The sequence below is a fragment of the Pseudovibrio ascidiaceicola genome, assembly GCF_900114245.1.
Classification (GTDB): domain Bacteria; phylum Pseudomonadota; class Alphaproteobacteria; order Rhizobiales; family Stappiaceae; genus Pseudovibrio; species Pseudovibrio ascidiaceicola.
The window spans coordinates 133411-148769 of record NZ_FOSK01000001.1 but is presented as its reverse complement, the minus strand read 5'-3'; the positions used below and the strand labels follow the sequence as shown (position 1 = coordinate 148769).

Sequence of the window (15359 nt, the reverse complement as noted above, 5' to 3'; positions counted from 1 at the left end):
TCATCTTTGAATACTGACATGATTGAGCCATGAAAAAATTAATGAACAGTAAGCCTCTTTGGGTTGATCGTCTTGAGGTAATCAACAGCAAGTAGGTGTATTTTTGTTGCTAGGTATTGCGCAAAATAAAACCCGCAGTGTTTCCACTGCGGGCTTAGTAACTAGTTTAAAGCTTAGGAGCTTTTACCCTTTCAGGCGTCTGTCAACTCTTTTGCTTTGGTCATCTGGTTCCGCTTTGCCAGTGTACGCAAACGTAGAGCATTGAGGCGGATGAAGCCTGCAGCGTCTTTCTGGTCGTAAGCGCCGTGGTCGTCTTCGAAAGTCACCAGTTCTTCTGAGTAGAGAGAGTAAGGAGACGCACGACCAACAACGATGACGTTGCCTTTGTAGAGCTTCAGCTTAACGGTGCCCGTCACAAGCTCCTGCGACTTATCGATCATCGCCTGAAGCATTTCGCGCTCAGGTGAGAACCAGAAGCCGTTGTAGATCAGCTTTGCGTAGCGCGGCATTAGCTCATCTTTGAGGTGAGCAGCGTCACGGTCCAGTGTGATGGATTCCATCGCACGGTGTGCCGAAAGGAGAATTGTTCCGCCTGGTGTTTCGTAGATGCCGCGGGACTTCATGCCAACGAAGCGGTTTTCTACCAGATCAAGACGGCCAATGCCGTTGTCGCGGCCGTAATCGTTCAGCTTGGCAAACAGGGTTGCCGGAGACATGTGTACGCCATTGATGGAGCACGCATCACCTTTTTCGAAGCCGATTTCGATCTCGGTGACTTCGTCTGGCGCGCTGAGCGGGTCAACGGTGCGCTGGAAGACATACTCTGGTGCTTCTTCATTCGGATCTTCCAAAACTTTACCTTCGGAAGACGAATGAAGCATGTTTGCGTCAACAGAGAACGGTGCTTCGCCGCGCTTGTCCTTTGGTACCGGGATCTGATGCTGTTCTGCGAACTCGATCAGGTCAGTACGGGACTTCAGCGTCCAGTCACGCCAAGGTGCGATCACCTTGATGTCTGGGTTCAATGCGTAGCAAGCCAGCTCGAAGCGTACCTGGTCGTTACCTTTACCGGTCGCGCCATGCGCAACAGCGTCTGCGCCGGTTTGCTCAGCGATCTCGATGAGACGCTTGGAAATGAGCGGACGGGCGATAGAGGTGCCGAGGAGATAAACGCCTTCGTAAACTGCGTTGGCCCGGAACATCGGGAATACGAAATCCCGAATGAATTCCTCACGGAGATCATCAATGTAGATTTCTCGAATACCAAGCAGTTCAGCTTTTCGTCGTGCTGGTTCCAACTCTTCACCCTGACCTAAGTCAGCAGTAAAAGTTACAACTTCGCAGCCGTATTCCGCCTGCAACCACTTTAGAATAATCGAGGTGTCGAGCCCGCCAGAATAGGCAAGCACAACCTTTTTGATGTCGCCTTGGGCCATAGATTAGCTTCCAAATGTGTGTTCGGGCGCATAAAGCGCCTACGCTGGGCAATCTACCGAGCAGAGCGAGCAACGCAAGCGGTGATTGAGGATTGAGTGCTGAGTTATTAATCGGGATAGTTGAGCTACTTACAGGTGTTCCTGATGATGATGTGAATAGAAGCTCTTGTTGGGTTGGGCTGTTGGATATGTAAGGTTTTGATAACGCGAAGATAATGACTGCTACGTTATGCTCTGATGCTACAAAATTTGCACGTTTTGGGTGCGAACAGAGAGTTGCTAAACTGCATGACATCTCAACTGTATCTGCGGAAAAACCATAGAGTTTATGCGCAGAAAACTTTTCCAGTGTCCTGTAGTTAACCAACAAGTCTCTGTATCTACGAAGGTTTCCGGGTAGGTCTTATGCGTCTTTTGTCTAAAATTGCGTGTAAATTTCTTTGAGATTTGATCAAGCTTATTGAGGTTCTTATTGCCCGATTCGATGACTTTGGCTCAAGGATTCCAGTCTGGCGGTGCCAACTCGAAGCCATCGAAGAGAAACCCTGGAGCAACGGTGCAGCCGACTAATGTCCATTCGCCGAGGCTTTGGGCGGATTGCCATGCATGACGAGGTACGATGCCTTGAGGGCGTTGTCCGTTCAGTACATCCATGCCAAGGATGATATCATTTTGGATGCCTTCCTCGGAGCTGATGGAGAGCCGGAGCGGGGCGCCTCCGTAGTAGTGCCACGTCTCAATCGCGTCGATCCGGTGCCAATGAGATTTCTGGTGCTTCTTGAGGAGATAGTAGATAGCTGTTGAATAGCCACGGCCTCTAGGGCCTTCTTCATCCCGGAAGGTTTCGGTGTAATAGCCACCTTCTGGATGCTCTTTCATCTGCAATGCTGCGATGATTTCTTCAGCTGTTGCTGAGGAGCTGATTTGGTCGACTGACATCAGAAGCTGTCCTTGCGGCGGCGGATTTCTGTGAAGACATCAACTGGTTCAGCATTGACCATGTTGAGGTTTTTTTGAACTTCAGGATTGCGAACCCTCAAAAACGGATTGGTTGAAAGCTCTGCTGCCATGGATGTTGGCAGGGTAGGGCGTCCAACTTCGCGAAGCGCCTCGATGCGTTTTGTGCGTTCCTGTAATGCTTGATTGTTTGGATCGATAGTAAGAGCGAATTTGGCGTTGGCCAGCGTGTATTCGTGACCGCAATAGATCCTTGTTTCTGGTGGTAGTGTGTTTGCCAGATGGCTCAGTGAAGCCCACATCATCTCGGGATCGCCTTCGAAAACGCGGCCGCAGCCGAGTGCGAAGAGTGTGTCGCCTGTGTGAGCAATACCTGCTTCTTGGAACCACCAGGAGATATGGTCAAGTGTATGGCCCGGTGTACCTATGGCTTTAACAGCAATAGGGCCAACGAGAATGTCATCTCCGTCCTCTACAAAGCGGTTCATGCCCGTGATGTGTTGGCGGGAGCGTTCTGGCCCGGTTACCTTTGCACCTGTCTTCTCAACGAGTTCGGCCATTCCGCCGATATGGTCCCAGTGATGGTGTGTGATGAGAATGTCGGTCAGGTTCCAACCGGTTTCTTCCAGAACCTGTAAGTAGGGGGCTGCTTCTGGAACATCAATTGCGACTGTACAACCGCTGTCGGGGTGGTGAACGAGAACGCCGAAATTATCTTTCAGACAAACAAACTGCCGAACTTCAACTTCAATCATCAACCAGCTCCCAAGCGTATAGTATATCTTTATGAGATCATGAGAGGACAAGCTGTCAAATTCAACTGCAAACTCACAAAACTCTGGGTGTGGTTGATTTAAGCTTGCAAATCGTCAGGAAGAAGCGTTGCGCCCAGAGCTCTGGCACCCCATGATAAGAGAAGGCAACGCGCGGAGAACCAGTTGTATCTTGATGTTACTCACTTAAAAGAGTTCTACGACCTGCCACTTGGACGGATGCTTCGGGTGCTGGTTGGGAGCCGCGTAAAAATGCTTTGGCCTGAAATGCATGGTCAGAGTTTGCTGGGTATTGGATATGCAGCTCCTTATCTGCGGCCTTATCTGAAAAAGACCAATCGTGTGTTTGCCGGAATGCCTGCCGCGCAAGGCGTGGTGAAGTGGCCGCGTGAAGTTGAAGTGCCGAACAAAGCCTTCCTGATGGAAGATGGTCAGCTGCCGTTCCCAGATTCCTGTATTGACCGCATCTTACTCGTGCATTCGCTGGAGATGGCAGGACAGCCGGGGGCGTTGCTGGATGAAGTCTACCGGGTCTTGTCTCCGGGTGGACGGGTGATTGTGATTGTTCCTAATCGACGTGGGGCGTGGGCACGGTCAGAGGTTTCACCGTTTGGGTATGGTCGTCCTTATTCACGGCCACAGCTCGATAACTTCCTGAGTAATCATCATCTTTCTGTTGTTTCGCGGGAAGAAGCACTGTTTGTGCCGCCGACGAACTCGAGAATGGTTTTGAAGAATGCACGGAGTTTTGAGCGTTTAGGGGCTGTGGCCTGGTCAGCATTTGCGGGGTTGCTGGTCACAGAAGCTGAGAAGCAGGTGTACCGTGGTATTCCGATGAAAGCGAGCCACGTGACGCGTGTGTTGCGGCCAGTCTTTCTGCCTAACGGCAAGACTGCTGGTGCGCAGGCGATGAACGGGCATAGTCGCCAGCAAGAGGGAACTTTCGCCAACGAGGGCGAAAGCTGAGTTCTGATTACTTCCGCTCCAGAAGGAAGACGGCCTGATCGCCGATCAGGTTCCATACCCACCATGGTGCGTTGAACCCAATGCGCTGACCTCTTGCATCCAGAGCCTCTGCCTTAATAACTTTAGCATGGACCTCTTCGGAGAGAGCAACAAAGTCCCGGATCGTGCAGAAGTGAATGTTTGGTGTGTCATACCACTCGTAAGGCAGATAGTCGGTGACTGGCATTCTGCCGTTGAACAGCAACTGCATACGGTTGCGCCAGTGGCCGAAATTAGGGAAGGACACGACGACTTTCTTGCCGATGCGCAGTAACTGCTCAAGAACCTGTTTGGGGTCCATGGTCGCCTGAAGAGTATGGCTTAGAATTGCGTAATCAAAAGCGTCGTCCGGGTAGGCTGCAAGGTCATTGTCTGCATCCCCCTGAACAACTGAGAGCCCGCGGGCAACGGCTTCATTCACGCCTTTTTGAGAGGTGTCGAAGCCACGGCCATCAACGCCGCGAGTGTCGATCAGCAGTTCCAGCAATTCACCAGTGCCGCAACCGATGTCCAGAACGCGCGAGCCCGATGCTACAAAATCGCAGAGAATTCGGTGATCGCCGCGTACATTACTCAAATCATGTTTTTTCATAATGAATCTGCTTTCTGATGAAGCTTACTGCTCAGTGTTACGGTCAATCACCATTTCCCGGTGCGGGAATACCTCTGGCTTTTGCTGCTCCTGTCAGGAAGCCACGCATTGTTTTGAACAGTTCAGGTTCATCAAGAAGGAATGCATCGTGTCCCCGTGAGCTCTCGATCTCAACAAAGGAGACGTTTGCTCCAGCTGCGTTGAGGGCTCGTACAATGTCTTTGCTTTCCGAGGTTGGGAAAAGCCAGTCCGTTGTAAACGACATGACGCAGAAGCGGGTTGTGCTATGCAAAAATGCGTTGGCCAGTTTGCCGCCATGTGTTGCCGCGAGGTCGAAGTAATCCATCGCGCGGGTCACATAGAGATATGAGTTTGCGTCGAAACGATCAACGAACGTCATGCCTTGATGGCGCAGATAGCTCTCGATTTGGAAGTCTGCATCGAAGCCGAAAGTGATGGCTGATCGATCTTGCAGGTTGCGGCCGAACTTGCTGTGCAAGCTTTCATCAGACATGTAGGTGATGTGCGCGGCCATGCGGGCAACAGACAGACCCTTCATAGGGCGTTTGCCTTCTTTGGCATATTGTCCGTGGCACCAGTCTGGATCTGCCATGACAGCCTGACGGCCTACCTCATGGAAGGCAATGTTCTGGCTGGAGTGGCGCGGACCAGCTGCGATTGGGACTGCTGCAAATACTTTCTCTGGATAGGCAGATGCCCATTGCAGCACTTGCATGCCGCCCATGGAGCCGCCGACGACTGCGAAAAGAGTTTCGATACCGAGCGCTTCAACCAGTTTTGCCTGGGAGCGCACCATATCGCCGATTGTGACGACAGGCAGGTCTAACCCGTAAACCTCATTGGTTTCCGGATTGGTGCATGCAGGGCCAGTGGTGCCGAGGCAACCGCCAAGCACATTTGCGCAGATGACGAAATACTTGTCGGTGTCCACTGGTTGCCCAGGACCGACCATCATTGACCACCAACCGGGTTTGCCGGTTACAGGGTTCTCGGAGGCAACATACTGATCGCCAGTGAGGGCGTGGCACACAAGAATGGCGTTGGTTTTGTCTTCGTTCAGCTCGCCATAGGTCTCATAAGCAATCTGCCAGGGGGTGAGTTCCGTGCCTTCATCAAGCCGAAGAGGGTTGTCTGAACCAAATCGCATGAGCTTGCTGGCAGGCATATCCATCTGTTCCGCTGCAACACTGGCTTGTGTTGAGGGCGAGATATTCGGAGTCTTCTCCGGTTTTGCGCTGGCAGTCTCAGTCATGTTTTCTTCCGCGGTGTTGTGAAGGCGAATTGGGTGTTCCTCTAGGGATTGCAAGAGAGTTTTTGCTAGGTGCCAATTGGCAGTGTGTCAACGTTTTCTTTTGCTTTCACCGTCGTTGTTTCCTATGAATTTACATAGGTTCTGTTCAATAATTCGAGTGGGTTAGTGCAATGTCTGGGTCTTCATCAGTTTCGGATTCAAAAATGAGCTTGTCTCAAGTCCGCGATAAACTAGATGAAGTTGATGATAAACTGCATGCCTTGCTTATGGAGCGTGCTGACCTGATTGAGCATATTGTTGCGGCAAAAGCTGAACAAGGTTCTATGCATGCTGTTTTTCGGCCCTCTCGTGAAGCAGATATTATGCGGCGGTTGGTTGAGAACCATCGCGGTGTTCTGCCTATTATGTCATTGGAACATATTTGGCGTGAGATAATCTCTTCGCTAACAAATGCCCAGACAACTTATCGTGTACATCTTGATGGTAGTGCGGATCGACTCGCAATGAGTGAGCTGACACGCTTTTATTTCGGTTACGCAATTGAACAACAGCGTGAGATAGACCCGTCTGCTGTGCTTGCAGCAGTTGATTATTCACAGGTCGATCTTGGTGTGATCGGCTTGGAAGAGCGTGCAGAAACGCCTTGGTGGCGTGGCATGGGTGCCCGGGATGATGGCACCAATGGACCCTCGATTATTGCACGGCTTCCGTTTTTGGTTGTTCAGGACAGACCTGCTGATCTGCCTGCTGTTGTGGTTGCGGCCCAGACTGCTGAAACAGAGAAGCCGGATATTTGTGTTTATGATGTGCGCTGGACGGGAACTATACCGGGCTCATTGATGCACAAAGGTATAGAAGTGTTGAGTTTTTATCGCAGTTTTGAAGGCGTAGATGCGTTATTAGCTGTTCCGGGGAATATATCCGAGCAGGAGCTGGCGACTTTCTTTGAAGCTGCTGAGGCGACGCCGGATAAACTTAGATATGTCGGTGGATACCCCGCGCCGCTTGACCTAGATGATGAATTTGATAGTGAAGCAGACGCAGTTGGTTAAACTGCGTGTTTTTTGAATAAAGGAATGAGTTGATGGAAGAGCAGGTAGTACGCCCTGTCCCTCGTGCTGGTGTGTTGGCAATTGATCCGTATGTACCCGGTAAAGCGAAGGCAAATGGTGGCCATAAACTACATAAGCTCTCTTCCAATGAATCTCCTTTAGGTGCGAGCCCGAAAGCGCTTGAAGCTTACCGCACCATTTCTGAGCTTCAGTTTTACCCTGATGGAAGTGCTGGTGAACTTCGCACAGCAATTGGTGAAGTATACGGCCTGAACCCTGATCATGTTATATGTGGCTGTGGCTCTGATGAAGTGCTGAGCCTGCTGGCCTATGCGTATCTGGGTGAAGGTGATGAGGCTATTTATACCACGCACGGCTTCCTTGTTTATAAGATTGCGATTCATGCAGCTGGTGCGACGCCTGTTATCGCTCCAGAGAAAGATCTTAAGACGGACGTGGATGCCATCTTGGAACGTGTGACCGAGAAAACCAAAATGGTTTTTGTGGCCAATCCGAATAACCCGACTGGCACTTATATTCCGTTTGACGAAGTTAAGCGTTTGCACGCCGGGTTGCCGAAGACCTGTATTCTGGTTCTCGATGCGGCCTACGCTGAGTATGTGCGCCGGAATGATTATCAGTCCGGTATTGAGCTTGTTGCGAACTCCGAAAACGTTGTCATGACACGGACGTTCTCAAAGGCTTACGGTTTGCCAGCGCTGCGTGTTGGCTGGGCGTATGGTCCTGAGCATATCATTGATGCATTGGGCCGTATTCGTGGGCCGTTTAACATGAATGCTGCTGCAATTGCAGCTGGTGCTGCTGCTGTGCGCGATCAGGCGTTTATTGAGCAAGCAGTTAGCCACAATAATGAATGGTTGCCGTGGGTAGTTAACGAACTGACCAAACTAGGTCTTGACGTTACGCCAAGTGTCGGCAATTTCATTCTGATCCATTTCCCTGAGGAACAGGGTAAGCGGGCTGTCGATGCGGATGCCTTCCTGCTGGAACGCGGGTGTGTGCTGAGGCAGGTGAAAGCCTATGGATTTGACAATGCCCTGCGCATGTCAATCGGTAGTGAGGAAGCCAACAGAGATGTTGTGGCTGCTCTCACTGAATTTCTGAAGTAGTTCTAATAGAAGGTCTCCATGTCTGAACCCTTGTTTGGCCGGGTCGCACTGATTGGTATCGGTCTGATCGGCTCCTCTCTTTCGCATGTCATGCGCCGCGAAAAGCTGGCGGGTGAAATTGTTGTATCCACACGCTCAGAAGTTACTCTGAAGCGTGCGGAAGAGTTGAAGCTTGGGGACCGATATTATCTGGACGCAGCAGAAGCCGTTAAAGGGGCAGACCTTGTAATCGTTTGTGTGCCGGTTGGTGCATGTGGAGCCGTGGCGAAAACTATTGGCCCTCATTTAGCTGAGGGTGCGATTGTAACTGACGTGGGTTCTGTGAAGGCCTCCGTTATTTCAGCGATGAAACCGCATATGCCGGACGACGTGCATTTTATTGCAGGCCACCCGGTTGCTGGTACTGAGTATTCTGGCCCTGATGCTGGCTTTGCCTCTCTCTTTGAGAACCGCTGGTGCATTCTTACGCCAGATAGCGACAGTGATGCGGGTGCTACAGAGCGCCTGACTGCCTTCTGGGAAGCGTGTGGCTCTCATGTGGACACCATGGATGCTGAGCACCACGATCTGGTGTTGGCTGTTGTGTCTCATCTTCCGCATATCATCGCCTACAACATCGTGGGTACGGCTGATGATTTGGAGACTGTGACCAAGTCAGAAGTGATCAAGTACTCTGCTTCCGGTTTCCGTGACTTCACACGTCTCGCGTCTTCTGACCCGACCATGTGGCGTGATGTGTGCCTGAACAACAAAGAAGCCATTCTTGAAATGCTGTCTCGCTTTTCTGAGGATCTGTCTGCCTTGCAGCGGGCGATCCGGTGGAGTGATGGTGATGCCTTGTTCAAACTGTTTGCGCGGACCAAAGATATTCGCCATCAGCTTGTTGAAGCTGGTCAGGAATCAGCGGCGCCGAACTTTGGTCGTGAGAACGAAAAAGGCGAGCCAGCAGAGTAAGGTCTTGTTGGTTTTATGAATGTTTAGCCCGGGTCAGATTGGTTCTGATCCGGGTTTTCTTTTGAAGGTGTAACCAAGACTGGTCAACTTATCAGCTGGGTAGGCGGTGTTGGTTTACCGAGGTTTCAAGAGTGATTTTGAGGTGGCCTCTCCGCTGAATATTCTGAGGATGAATAAAGCGCTTTCAGGAGTTTATTGGATGATGAAGCTGAGTGGATTGGCGGCAGTTGTTGCAGCCGGGTTTGCTGTTGCGAGTTTTGCTGCGATGGCTTCTAAAGAAGATCAGGTGCCCGCTGGGCCGACCGCTGTTGCCATTATGAAAGACGTTGATGGCAAGCAGGTCGGCCGTGTCGTGTTGACTGAGACCTTGAGCCAGACCCTCCATATTACAGCGGCATTTGATGGCTTGCCTGCTGGCGTACATGGGTTCCATGTTCATGAAACTGGTCTATGTGAGCCAACCTTTTCGGCTGCTGGAGGTCATTTCGCACCTGAAGGGCATGAGCATGGGATTGAAGTTCCTGATGGACCGCATGCGGGCGATCTTCCAAATCTTCATGTGCCCGAGAATGGAAAGATTGTCGTCGAGTACTTCTCTGAAATCTTAGACCTGGCTCCCGATGACAAGGACAGCCTGATTGGTGGACCGGGCAGGGCGCTGATTGTTCATGCTGATCCAGACGATTATCACAGTCAGCCGACTGGTGATGCCGGAGGGCGGATTGCTTGTGGTGTGATTGTACCGATTAAGCAAAATGCGGATAGTTTCCAGAGCTACCCTGAAGAGCCAGCAAGCGACACCAAGTAGTTTAGCACCGCATGGTTTTCCATGCAGTGTTGGCGCTGAAGGTTCCCGTTAAACGGGTGGAGCAAGGCGAGCAGGCTTTGCCTGCGCTACTTGTTAGGTATGTTTCTTCGGCATTGGCTGCTCGCCTCGCCCGGGCCTTTTCTCATGAACACGCGGGCTCCCTCTCGGACAGACGCGACTGACAGGTTTCCCTGTCATTGACAATTTCTTGTCACCACCGGACGCCCTCCGGAACGACCCCAAACTCCCTACTACCACTGTGGTCTCAATAGGGTATGGCGCTTCACCGGACCTCCCGACACGATACGTTACTTCATGCCGGTAGCCCAACCCCGCCCACGCCGCGGGATGGACGGTCCACCCCGGCCCGAATGCGTGGGCACAGGACTTAGCCTAGGACAAGTGCTGGTGAGGGGGATAAGTTTTTGGGCGTCACTTTGCTGCTGAGGTCTCTGCTTCACTGCTTCACTGGTTGAATGGTGTTCTCATTCCGGGGTTTGATGACATATACAGGAGTGTGTTACCGTTAAGGTAACTTGCCCGTGGGTGTGGGGTACACTTCGGGTTTTGAGTTCGGTTTGGGAGGGCCATCTCAATGGAGTTTTTTGACCCTATATCGTATGCGGTGCCGTTTTTTATCATTCTCATGATTGTAGAAGGTGTGGCTTTAAAGCTGCGTGGGATTGATGGTTATGACGTCAAAGACACGTTTTTCAGTCTGGCGATGGGGATTGGGAGTCTCATTGTAAAGATTGTTTTTGGGGCTGCTGTTTCTTATGCGGCGCATAGCTGGGTTTACAGTCATCGCCTTATTGAAAACGTGCCGCTCAACTGGTGGACCATCTTGATCTGCTTCCTGTTGTATGATCTGGCTTATTATTGGCAGCATCGGTTTGGGCATGAGTACCGCTGGTTCTGGGCTAGCCATGTGAACCACCATTCCTCGCAGCGCTATAATCTCTCGACGGCTCTGCGACAGACGTGGACTGGGACGATTGCACTTACCTTCATTTTCGGCCTGCCGATTGCGTTGGTTGGGTTTCAGCCTGAGATGATTTTCTTCGTGGCAGCCTGGAACTTGCTCTACCAGTTTTGGATTCACACTGAGCTGGTTGATCGTATGGGGCCGTTTGAGTGGATCTTCAATACGCCGAGCCATCATCGCGTTCACCATGCGACGAACCCGCGATATCTGGATTCCAACTATGCGGGAACGCTGATCATCTGGGATCGGATGTTCGGGACGTTCAGCCCTGAAGTTGTTGAGGATCCGCCGCGCTACGGGATTGGCAAGAACCTTGAGACCAACAACCTGCTGATTGTGGCGTTTCATGAGTGGATGGCGATGGTCAGAGATCTGAAGACCGCAAGATCGCTACGGGACGTCTATGGCTATATGTTTCGCACGCCGGGATGGACGCCTGACAACTCACGAATGACCACTAAGACTGCAAAAGCGAATTGGAAACGGAAGCAGGAGCGTTTGAAGACTCAGGAGAAGGCGTTGGCGGAAGCAAATGGAGATCAGGCTACGAAGGCTGTTGAACCAGCTGAGTGAGCTTTGGGTCGCTCAAGAAAAAAGGGAGAGCCAAGGCCCTCCCTTAAATAACTCATCAATGTAAGCGGTCTTAAGACGCTTTGTTTGATGCACGTTCCGCGCGCTTACGGTCATGCGGGCACAGCAGAGCTTTACGCAGACGGATGGATTCTGGGGTGACTTCCACCAGTTCATCTTCAGCGATGTAAGACAGTGCGCCTTCAAGGCTCAGCTTGATTGGGGTGGTCAGCTTAACAGCATCGTCCTTACCGGAAGAACGGATGTTGGTGAGCTGCTTGCCCTTCAGAACGTTCACTTCAAGGTCGTTACCGCGTGTGTGTTCACCAATGATCATGCCCTGGTACACTTTTGTGCCCGGATCAATCATCATTGGGCCACGGTCTTCCAGGTTGAACAATGCGTAAGGAACAGCATCGCCCTGACCGTTGGACAGCAGAACGCCGGTGTTACGACCCATAATTGCGCCTTTGTAAGGTGCATATTCATGGAACACACGGTTGAAGATCGCGGAACCGCGGGTGTCTGACATCAGCTCAGCCTGGTAACCGATAAGGCCACGGGTTGGAGCGTGGAATACCAAACGGGAGCGACCGCCACCGGATGGGCGCATTTCAAGAAGCTCACCTTTGCGTTCGGTGATCTTTTTAACAACAGCACCCTGGAACTCATCATCAACGTCGATGATAACTTCTTCGATTGGCTCAAGACGCTTACCAGCTTCGTCTTCCTGATAAACAACGCGAGGACGACCTACGCAAAGTTCGAAGCCTTCACGGCGCATGTTTTCGATCAGGATTGCGAGAAGCAATTCACCACGACCGGAAACGATGAAGGAATCTGCTTCTGCAGTTTCTTCGATTTTAAGCGCAACGTTACCTTCAGCTTCCTTCATCAGGCGCTCGCGGATAACGCGGGACTGAACTTTGGAGCCTTCCTGACCAGCCAGAGGACCGTCGTTGACGCGGAACATCATGGACAATGTTGGCGGATCAATTGGCTGTGCCTGAATTGGCTCAGTCACCTGAGGAGCAACGATTGTGTCTGCCACGGTTGCTTTGGTCAGACCAGCGATGGAGACGATGTCGCCTGCTTCGCCTTCTTCAATTGCTGAACGCTCAAGACCACGGAACGCGAGAACCTTGGAGATACGACCGGTTTCGATCACACTGCCATCACGTGATAGCGCCTTGATCTGCATGTTCGGGGTTGCAACGCCAGATGCGATGCGACCTGTGAGAATGCGGCCAAGGAACGGATCAGATTCGATTGTTGTTGCGAGGAGGCGGAATTCGCCTTCTTCAGCCTGTGGCTCTGCAACTTTGTCGAGGATCATGTCGAAGAGTGGCGCCATGGATTCCTGAGGACCGGCTGGCTCCAGAGCCATCCATTCCTGTTTAGCGGAACCGTATACGACCGGGAAGTCGAGCTGTTCTTCGTTTGCATCCAAAGATGCGAACAGGTCGAATACTTCGTCCAGTACTTCGTCAGCGCGCTGCTCTGGTTTGTCGATTTTGTTGATCGCAACGATTGGCTTCAGGCCAAGCTTCAGCGCTTTACCAAGTACGAACTTGGTCTGCGGCATTGGGCCTTCAGCTGCGTCTACGAGCAGTACAACGCCGTCTACCATATGCAGAATGCGCTCTACTTCACCGCCGAAGTCAGCGTGACCTGGTGTGTCAACGATGTTGATGCGTGTGTTGTTCCAGACCAAAGAGGTGTTCTTGGCAAGGATGGTGATGCCGCGTTCACGCTCGATGTCATTGGAGTCCATCATGCGTTCTTCGGTGCGCTGGTTTTCGCGGAAGACGCCGGACTGCTTCAACAGGACGTCAATAAGGGTCGTCTTGCCGTGGTCAACGTGGGCGATGATCGCAATATTGCGAAGTTTCATGGTGGCTCCGTCTGGCCATAGGAAGTCGCGGCGTGTGGGAGGATCATGAGGTGCCCGATCCACGCCATTCCTTCAATCTGGTTTTTCTCTAATGAAAGATGCGCTCTTCTATCCTATTTTTGTGTCAATTCAAACCATCTCGCTAAAAAACTGCTAAGTATTTAGTCGAGCTCACTTTTTTACAGTTGAGCCTGGTTTTTTGGATAGACTTTGCCGGAAAAAGAACGCAATTCAGCATCTGTTTAGCTGATAAGTCATCGTTCGGATATCAGAATATGAGGCTTTCGGTGCAAAAGTGTGCCAGATCACTTACTCTTCATTTATGAAGTTGTATTCATCAACTGATAGCAGGCCGGATTTTCTCACCAGTCGGGAGCGCATATCGACTTCAGCAAGGTCGTAGGCGTGCATCCATTGGCATTCATCGGGGCAACGGCCCACGATGTCATAGTTTTTTCCGGCAGGGATGTAGAACTCTTCAAAGGGTTCCAGATTGATAAACTGGCCGTTGATGCCTATAGACATACCAGAGGTGAGTGCGACGAAAATTTCTTCTGCCTCAGCAAACAAATTTCTCCAAATACGGCCCGGTGTGTCGATTTGGTGATGAAATGCATAGCCACGTTCGCGAAAGCTTGCTTGCAGCTCTTGTTTCTGTTGTTCAAGATGAGACAGTTCAGCTAAAAGCAAGCAATGCTCCTTTAATTTAGACCTTAGGCTAACTAATAAATTATGGCTCGGGACCATCCGTAGACAGTCGCTTGACTACAAAAAGGAATATGGCAATCTAATACCATTCAATATCGCAATATTGGGTATTGCAATCCCCAATATTTACACCAACTTATTCGTGGTGGGTGATTAAAAGACAATAGAATACCCCCTGTGCGCGTAATCCCAAAAGTTGTTGGAAAACCAATGCAATTTGCAACCCAACAGTGGTTAGAAGAATGGTTTGCCCCACTCGCTCCGAGCGAGGGCGTGAGTGCAACCAGACATGAATGTGTAGAAGTGATTCGCATGACAACCGCGACTAAGCCTCGCGCTGTTATGTATTCACCAAGCATTCGTATCGTTTTTCAGGGTCTGGTCAGAGGCCATTTGGGTAGTCAGAGTTTCCTCTATTCCCAGCAGAGCTATGCCGCGCTCGTTTCTCCGATCCCGCTTGAGATTGAGATTGTGGAAGCGTCCCGTGAGAAGCCTCTCTACGCGGTCAATTTGGCGATCGATATCAATGTCTTGGCAGAACTGATGCTGCTTATCGAGCAGGAGCCTCTCGAGTTTGAGTATGGCGAAACGCTTGGTCGTCCAGCGCATCTGTCTGAAGAGGCATTGTTTTCTGTCTGTCGCCTGATGCAGACGCTAAATAGCGAAGAACAAACTAAAATTCTCGCTGATGGCTACTATCGCGAGTTCCTGTATCACGTGCTCAAGTCCGAGTACGGTGCGAGTCTGAGGGTGCTGTTCCAAAACAGTGAGAAGTCTCAGGGTATTGCACGAGTTCTTCAAGTGTTGCACGAGGATTTCTCAACAAATCTCAGTGTAGATCAAATGGCCAAGATGGCCTGCATGAGCATTTCTGCTTTTCATGCCGGTTTTAAAGGCGCGACCGGCCTTTCTCCGCTGCAGTACGTTAAGTCGATCCGCTTGCATAAGGCGCGGTCTATGATGCTGAGCCAGAACATGAGCGCCAGTCAGGCTGCTTATCGGGTTGGTTATGCAAGTCCGTCGCAGTTCAGCCGTGAATTCAAGCGGTTCTTCGGCAGCTCTCCAACTCAGGAAGCAGCGAAGTTTCGCGTTTTAGCGTAACGCACGATGCGTTGGATTTGAGATTTTTGACACGTGCTCTCTGAAAGGAGGGCGTGTGTTTTTCGTTGTGCGCTCTACGCAATTTCCCTAGAGTTGCCGCGCATCCGATGATTATCAAGAA

At 51.1% G+C, this 15359-nt stretch carries 14 protein-coding genes; 7 read left to right on the top strand and 7 right to left on the bottom strand.

Going from position 1 to position 15359, the window contains the following annotated elements; translation table 11 throughout:
• Positions 1 to 191: 191 nt before the first annotated feature.
• From BM231_RS00735 to gloB, 3 genes are all read right to left on the bottom strand, one after another.
• Positions 192 to 1436: an argininosuccinate synthase gene (locus BM231_RS00735; RefSeq protein WP_093516016.1), complete on the bottom strand. Its 1245-nt coding sequence runs from the start codon at positions 1434 to 1436 to the stop codon at positions 192 to 194.
• A 495-nt stretch (positions 1437 to 1931) separates the two neighbouring features.
• Positions 1932 to 2375, bottom strand: coding sequence for a cupin domain-containing protein (locus BM231_RS00730; protein WP_093516014.1), 444 nt, complete (start codon positions 2373 to 2375; stop codon positions 1932 to 1934).
• Entirely contained in the window at positions 2375 to 3148 is a 774-nt protein-coding gene (gloB, locus tag BM231_RS00725; RefSeq protein ID WP_093516012.1) for a hydroxyacylglutathione hydrolase, read from the bottom strand. Before gloB ends, BM231_RS00730 begins: the two co-directional genes overlap by 1 nt.
• A gap of 183 nt (positions 3149 to 3331) precedes the next feature.
• Here gloB and BM231_RS00720 point away from each other — a divergent pair, with 183 nt between their 5' ends.
• Positions 3332 to 4132: a class I SAM-dependent methyltransferase gene (locus BM231_RS00720; protein ID WP_063301560.1), complete on the top strand. Its 801-nt coding sequence runs from the start codon at positions 3332 to 3334 to the stop codon at positions 4130 to 4132.
• Positions 4133 to 4139: 7 nt separating this feature from the next.
• On the opposite strand, the gene metW is transcribed toward BM231_RS00720, so the two are convergent.
• Positions 4140 to 4763: a methionine biosynthesis protein MetW gene (gene metW, locus BM231_RS00715; protein WP_063301561.1), complete on the bottom strand. Its 624-nt coding sequence runs from the start codon at positions 4761 to 4763 to the stop codon at positions 4140 to 4142.
• Positions 4764 to 4806: 43 nt separating this feature from the next.
• Positions 4807 to 5955, bottom strand: a complete 1149-nt coding sequence (metX, locus tag BM231_RS00710; protein ID WP_208860049.1) for a homoserine O-acetyltransferase MetX — start codon at positions 5953 to 5955, stop codon at positions 4807 to 4809.
• A gap of 284 nt (positions 5956 to 6239) precedes the next feature.
• Between metX and BM231_RS00705 the strand changes: the two genes are divergently transcribed.
• The 5 genes from BM231_RS00705 to BM231_RS00685 all read left to right on the top strand — a co-directional run bounded on the left by BM231_RS00705 (position 6240) and on the right by BM231_RS00685 (position 11538).
• Entirely contained in the window at positions 6240 to 7088 is an 849-nt protein-coding gene (locus BM231_RS00705) for a chorismate mutase (RefSeq protein ID WP_093516008.1), read from the top strand.
• Positions 7089 to 7120: 32 nt separating this feature from the next.
• The gene (gene hisC, locus BM231_RS00700) at positions 7121 to 8218 is read left to right on the top strand and encodes a histidinol-phosphate transaminase (protein WP_093516006.1); all 1098 of its coding nucleotides are present in this window, start codon (positions 7121 to 7123) and stop codon (positions 8216 to 8218) included.
• Between the two features lie 18 nt (positions 8219 to 8236).
• A complete protein-coding gene (locus tag BM231_RS00695; protein WP_093516004.1) occupies positions 8237 to 9172 on the top strand; it encodes a prephenate/arogenate dehydrogenase family protein in 936 nt (311 codons plus the stop codon).
• Positions 9173 to 9371: 199 nt separating this feature from the next.
• Positions 9372 to 9980 carry a superoxide dismutase family protein gene (locus tag BM231_RS00690; protein WP_208859964.1) on the top strand — a complete coding sequence of 203 codons (609 nt, stop codon included), beginning with the start codon at positions 9372 to 9374 and terminating at the stop codon, positions 9978 to 9980.
• Positions 9981 to 10575: 595 nt separating this feature from the next.
• Positions 10576 to 11538, top strand: coding sequence for a sterol desaturase family protein (locus tag BM231_RS00685; protein WP_093516002.1), 963 nt, complete (start codon positions 10576 to 10578; stop codon positions 11536 to 11538).
• A gap of 70 nt (positions 11539 to 11608) precedes the next feature.
• On the opposite strand, the gene typA is transcribed toward BM231_RS00685, so the two are convergent.
• Positions 11609 to 13429: a translational GTPase TypA gene (typA, locus tag BM231_RS00680; RefSeq protein WP_093516968.1), complete on the bottom strand. Its 1821-nt coding sequence runs from the start codon at positions 13427 to 13429 to the stop codon at positions 11609 to 11611.
• A 309-nt stretch (positions 13430 to 13738) separates the two neighbouring features.
• Positions 13739 to 14119, bottom strand: a complete 381-nt coding sequence (locus BM231_RS00675) for a hypothetical protein (protein ID WP_093516000.1) — start codon at positions 14117 to 14119, stop codon at positions 13739 to 13741.
• A 291-nt stretch (positions 14120 to 14410) separates the two neighbouring features.
• On the opposite strand from BM231_RS00675, the gene BM231_RS00670 reads away from it, so the two are divergent.
• Entirely contained in the window at positions 14411 to 15238 is an 828-nt protein-coding gene (locus tag BM231_RS00670) for an AraC family transcriptional regulator (RefSeq protein WP_280142321.1), read from the top strand.
• The last annotated feature ends 121 nt before the right edge of the window (positions 15239 to 15359 follow it).

Coding starts and splice junctions, on each gene's coding strand:
- BM231_RS00705 (WP_093516008.1), top strand. CDS start 6,240: ATGAGCTTGTCTCAAGTCCGCGATAAACTAGATGAAGTTGATGATAAA.
- BM231_RS00690 (WP_208859964.1), top strand. CDS start 9,372: ATGATGAAGCTGAGTGGATTGGCGGCAGTTGTTGCAGCCGGGTTTGCT.
- typA (WP_093516968.1), bottom strand. CDS start 13,429: ATGAAACTTCGCAATATTGCGATCATCGCCCACGTTGACCACGGCAAG.
- BM231_RS00730 (WP_093516014.1), bottom strand. CDS start 2,375: ATGTCAGTCGACCAAATCAGCTCCTCAGCAACAGCTGAAGAAATCATC.
- metX (WP_208860049.1), bottom strand. CDS start 5,955: ATGGATATGCCTGCCAGCAAGCTCATGCGATTTGGTTCAGACAACCCT.
- BM231_RS00685 (WP_093516002.1), top strand. CDS start 10,576: ATGGAGTTTTTTGACCCTATATCGTATGCGGTGCCGTTTTTTATCATT.
- metW (WP_063301561.1), bottom strand. CDS start 4,763: ATGAAAAAACATGATTTGAGTAATGTACGCGGCGATCACCGAATTCTC.
- BM231_RS00735 (WP_093516016.1), bottom strand. CDS start 1,436: ATGGCCCAAGGCGACATCAAAAAGGTTGTGCTTGCCTATTCTGGCGGG.
- gloB (WP_093516012.1), bottom strand. CDS start 3,148: ATGATTGAAGTTGAAGTTCGGCAGTTTGTTTGTCTGAAAGATAATTTC.
- hisC (WP_093516006.1), top strand. CDS start 7,121: ATGGAAGAGCAGGTAGTACGCCCTGTCCCTCGTGCTGGTGTGTTGGCA.
- BM231_RS00695 (WP_093516004.1), top strand. CDS start 8,237: ATGTCTGAACCCTTGTTTGGCCGGGTCGCACTGATTGGTATCGGTCTG.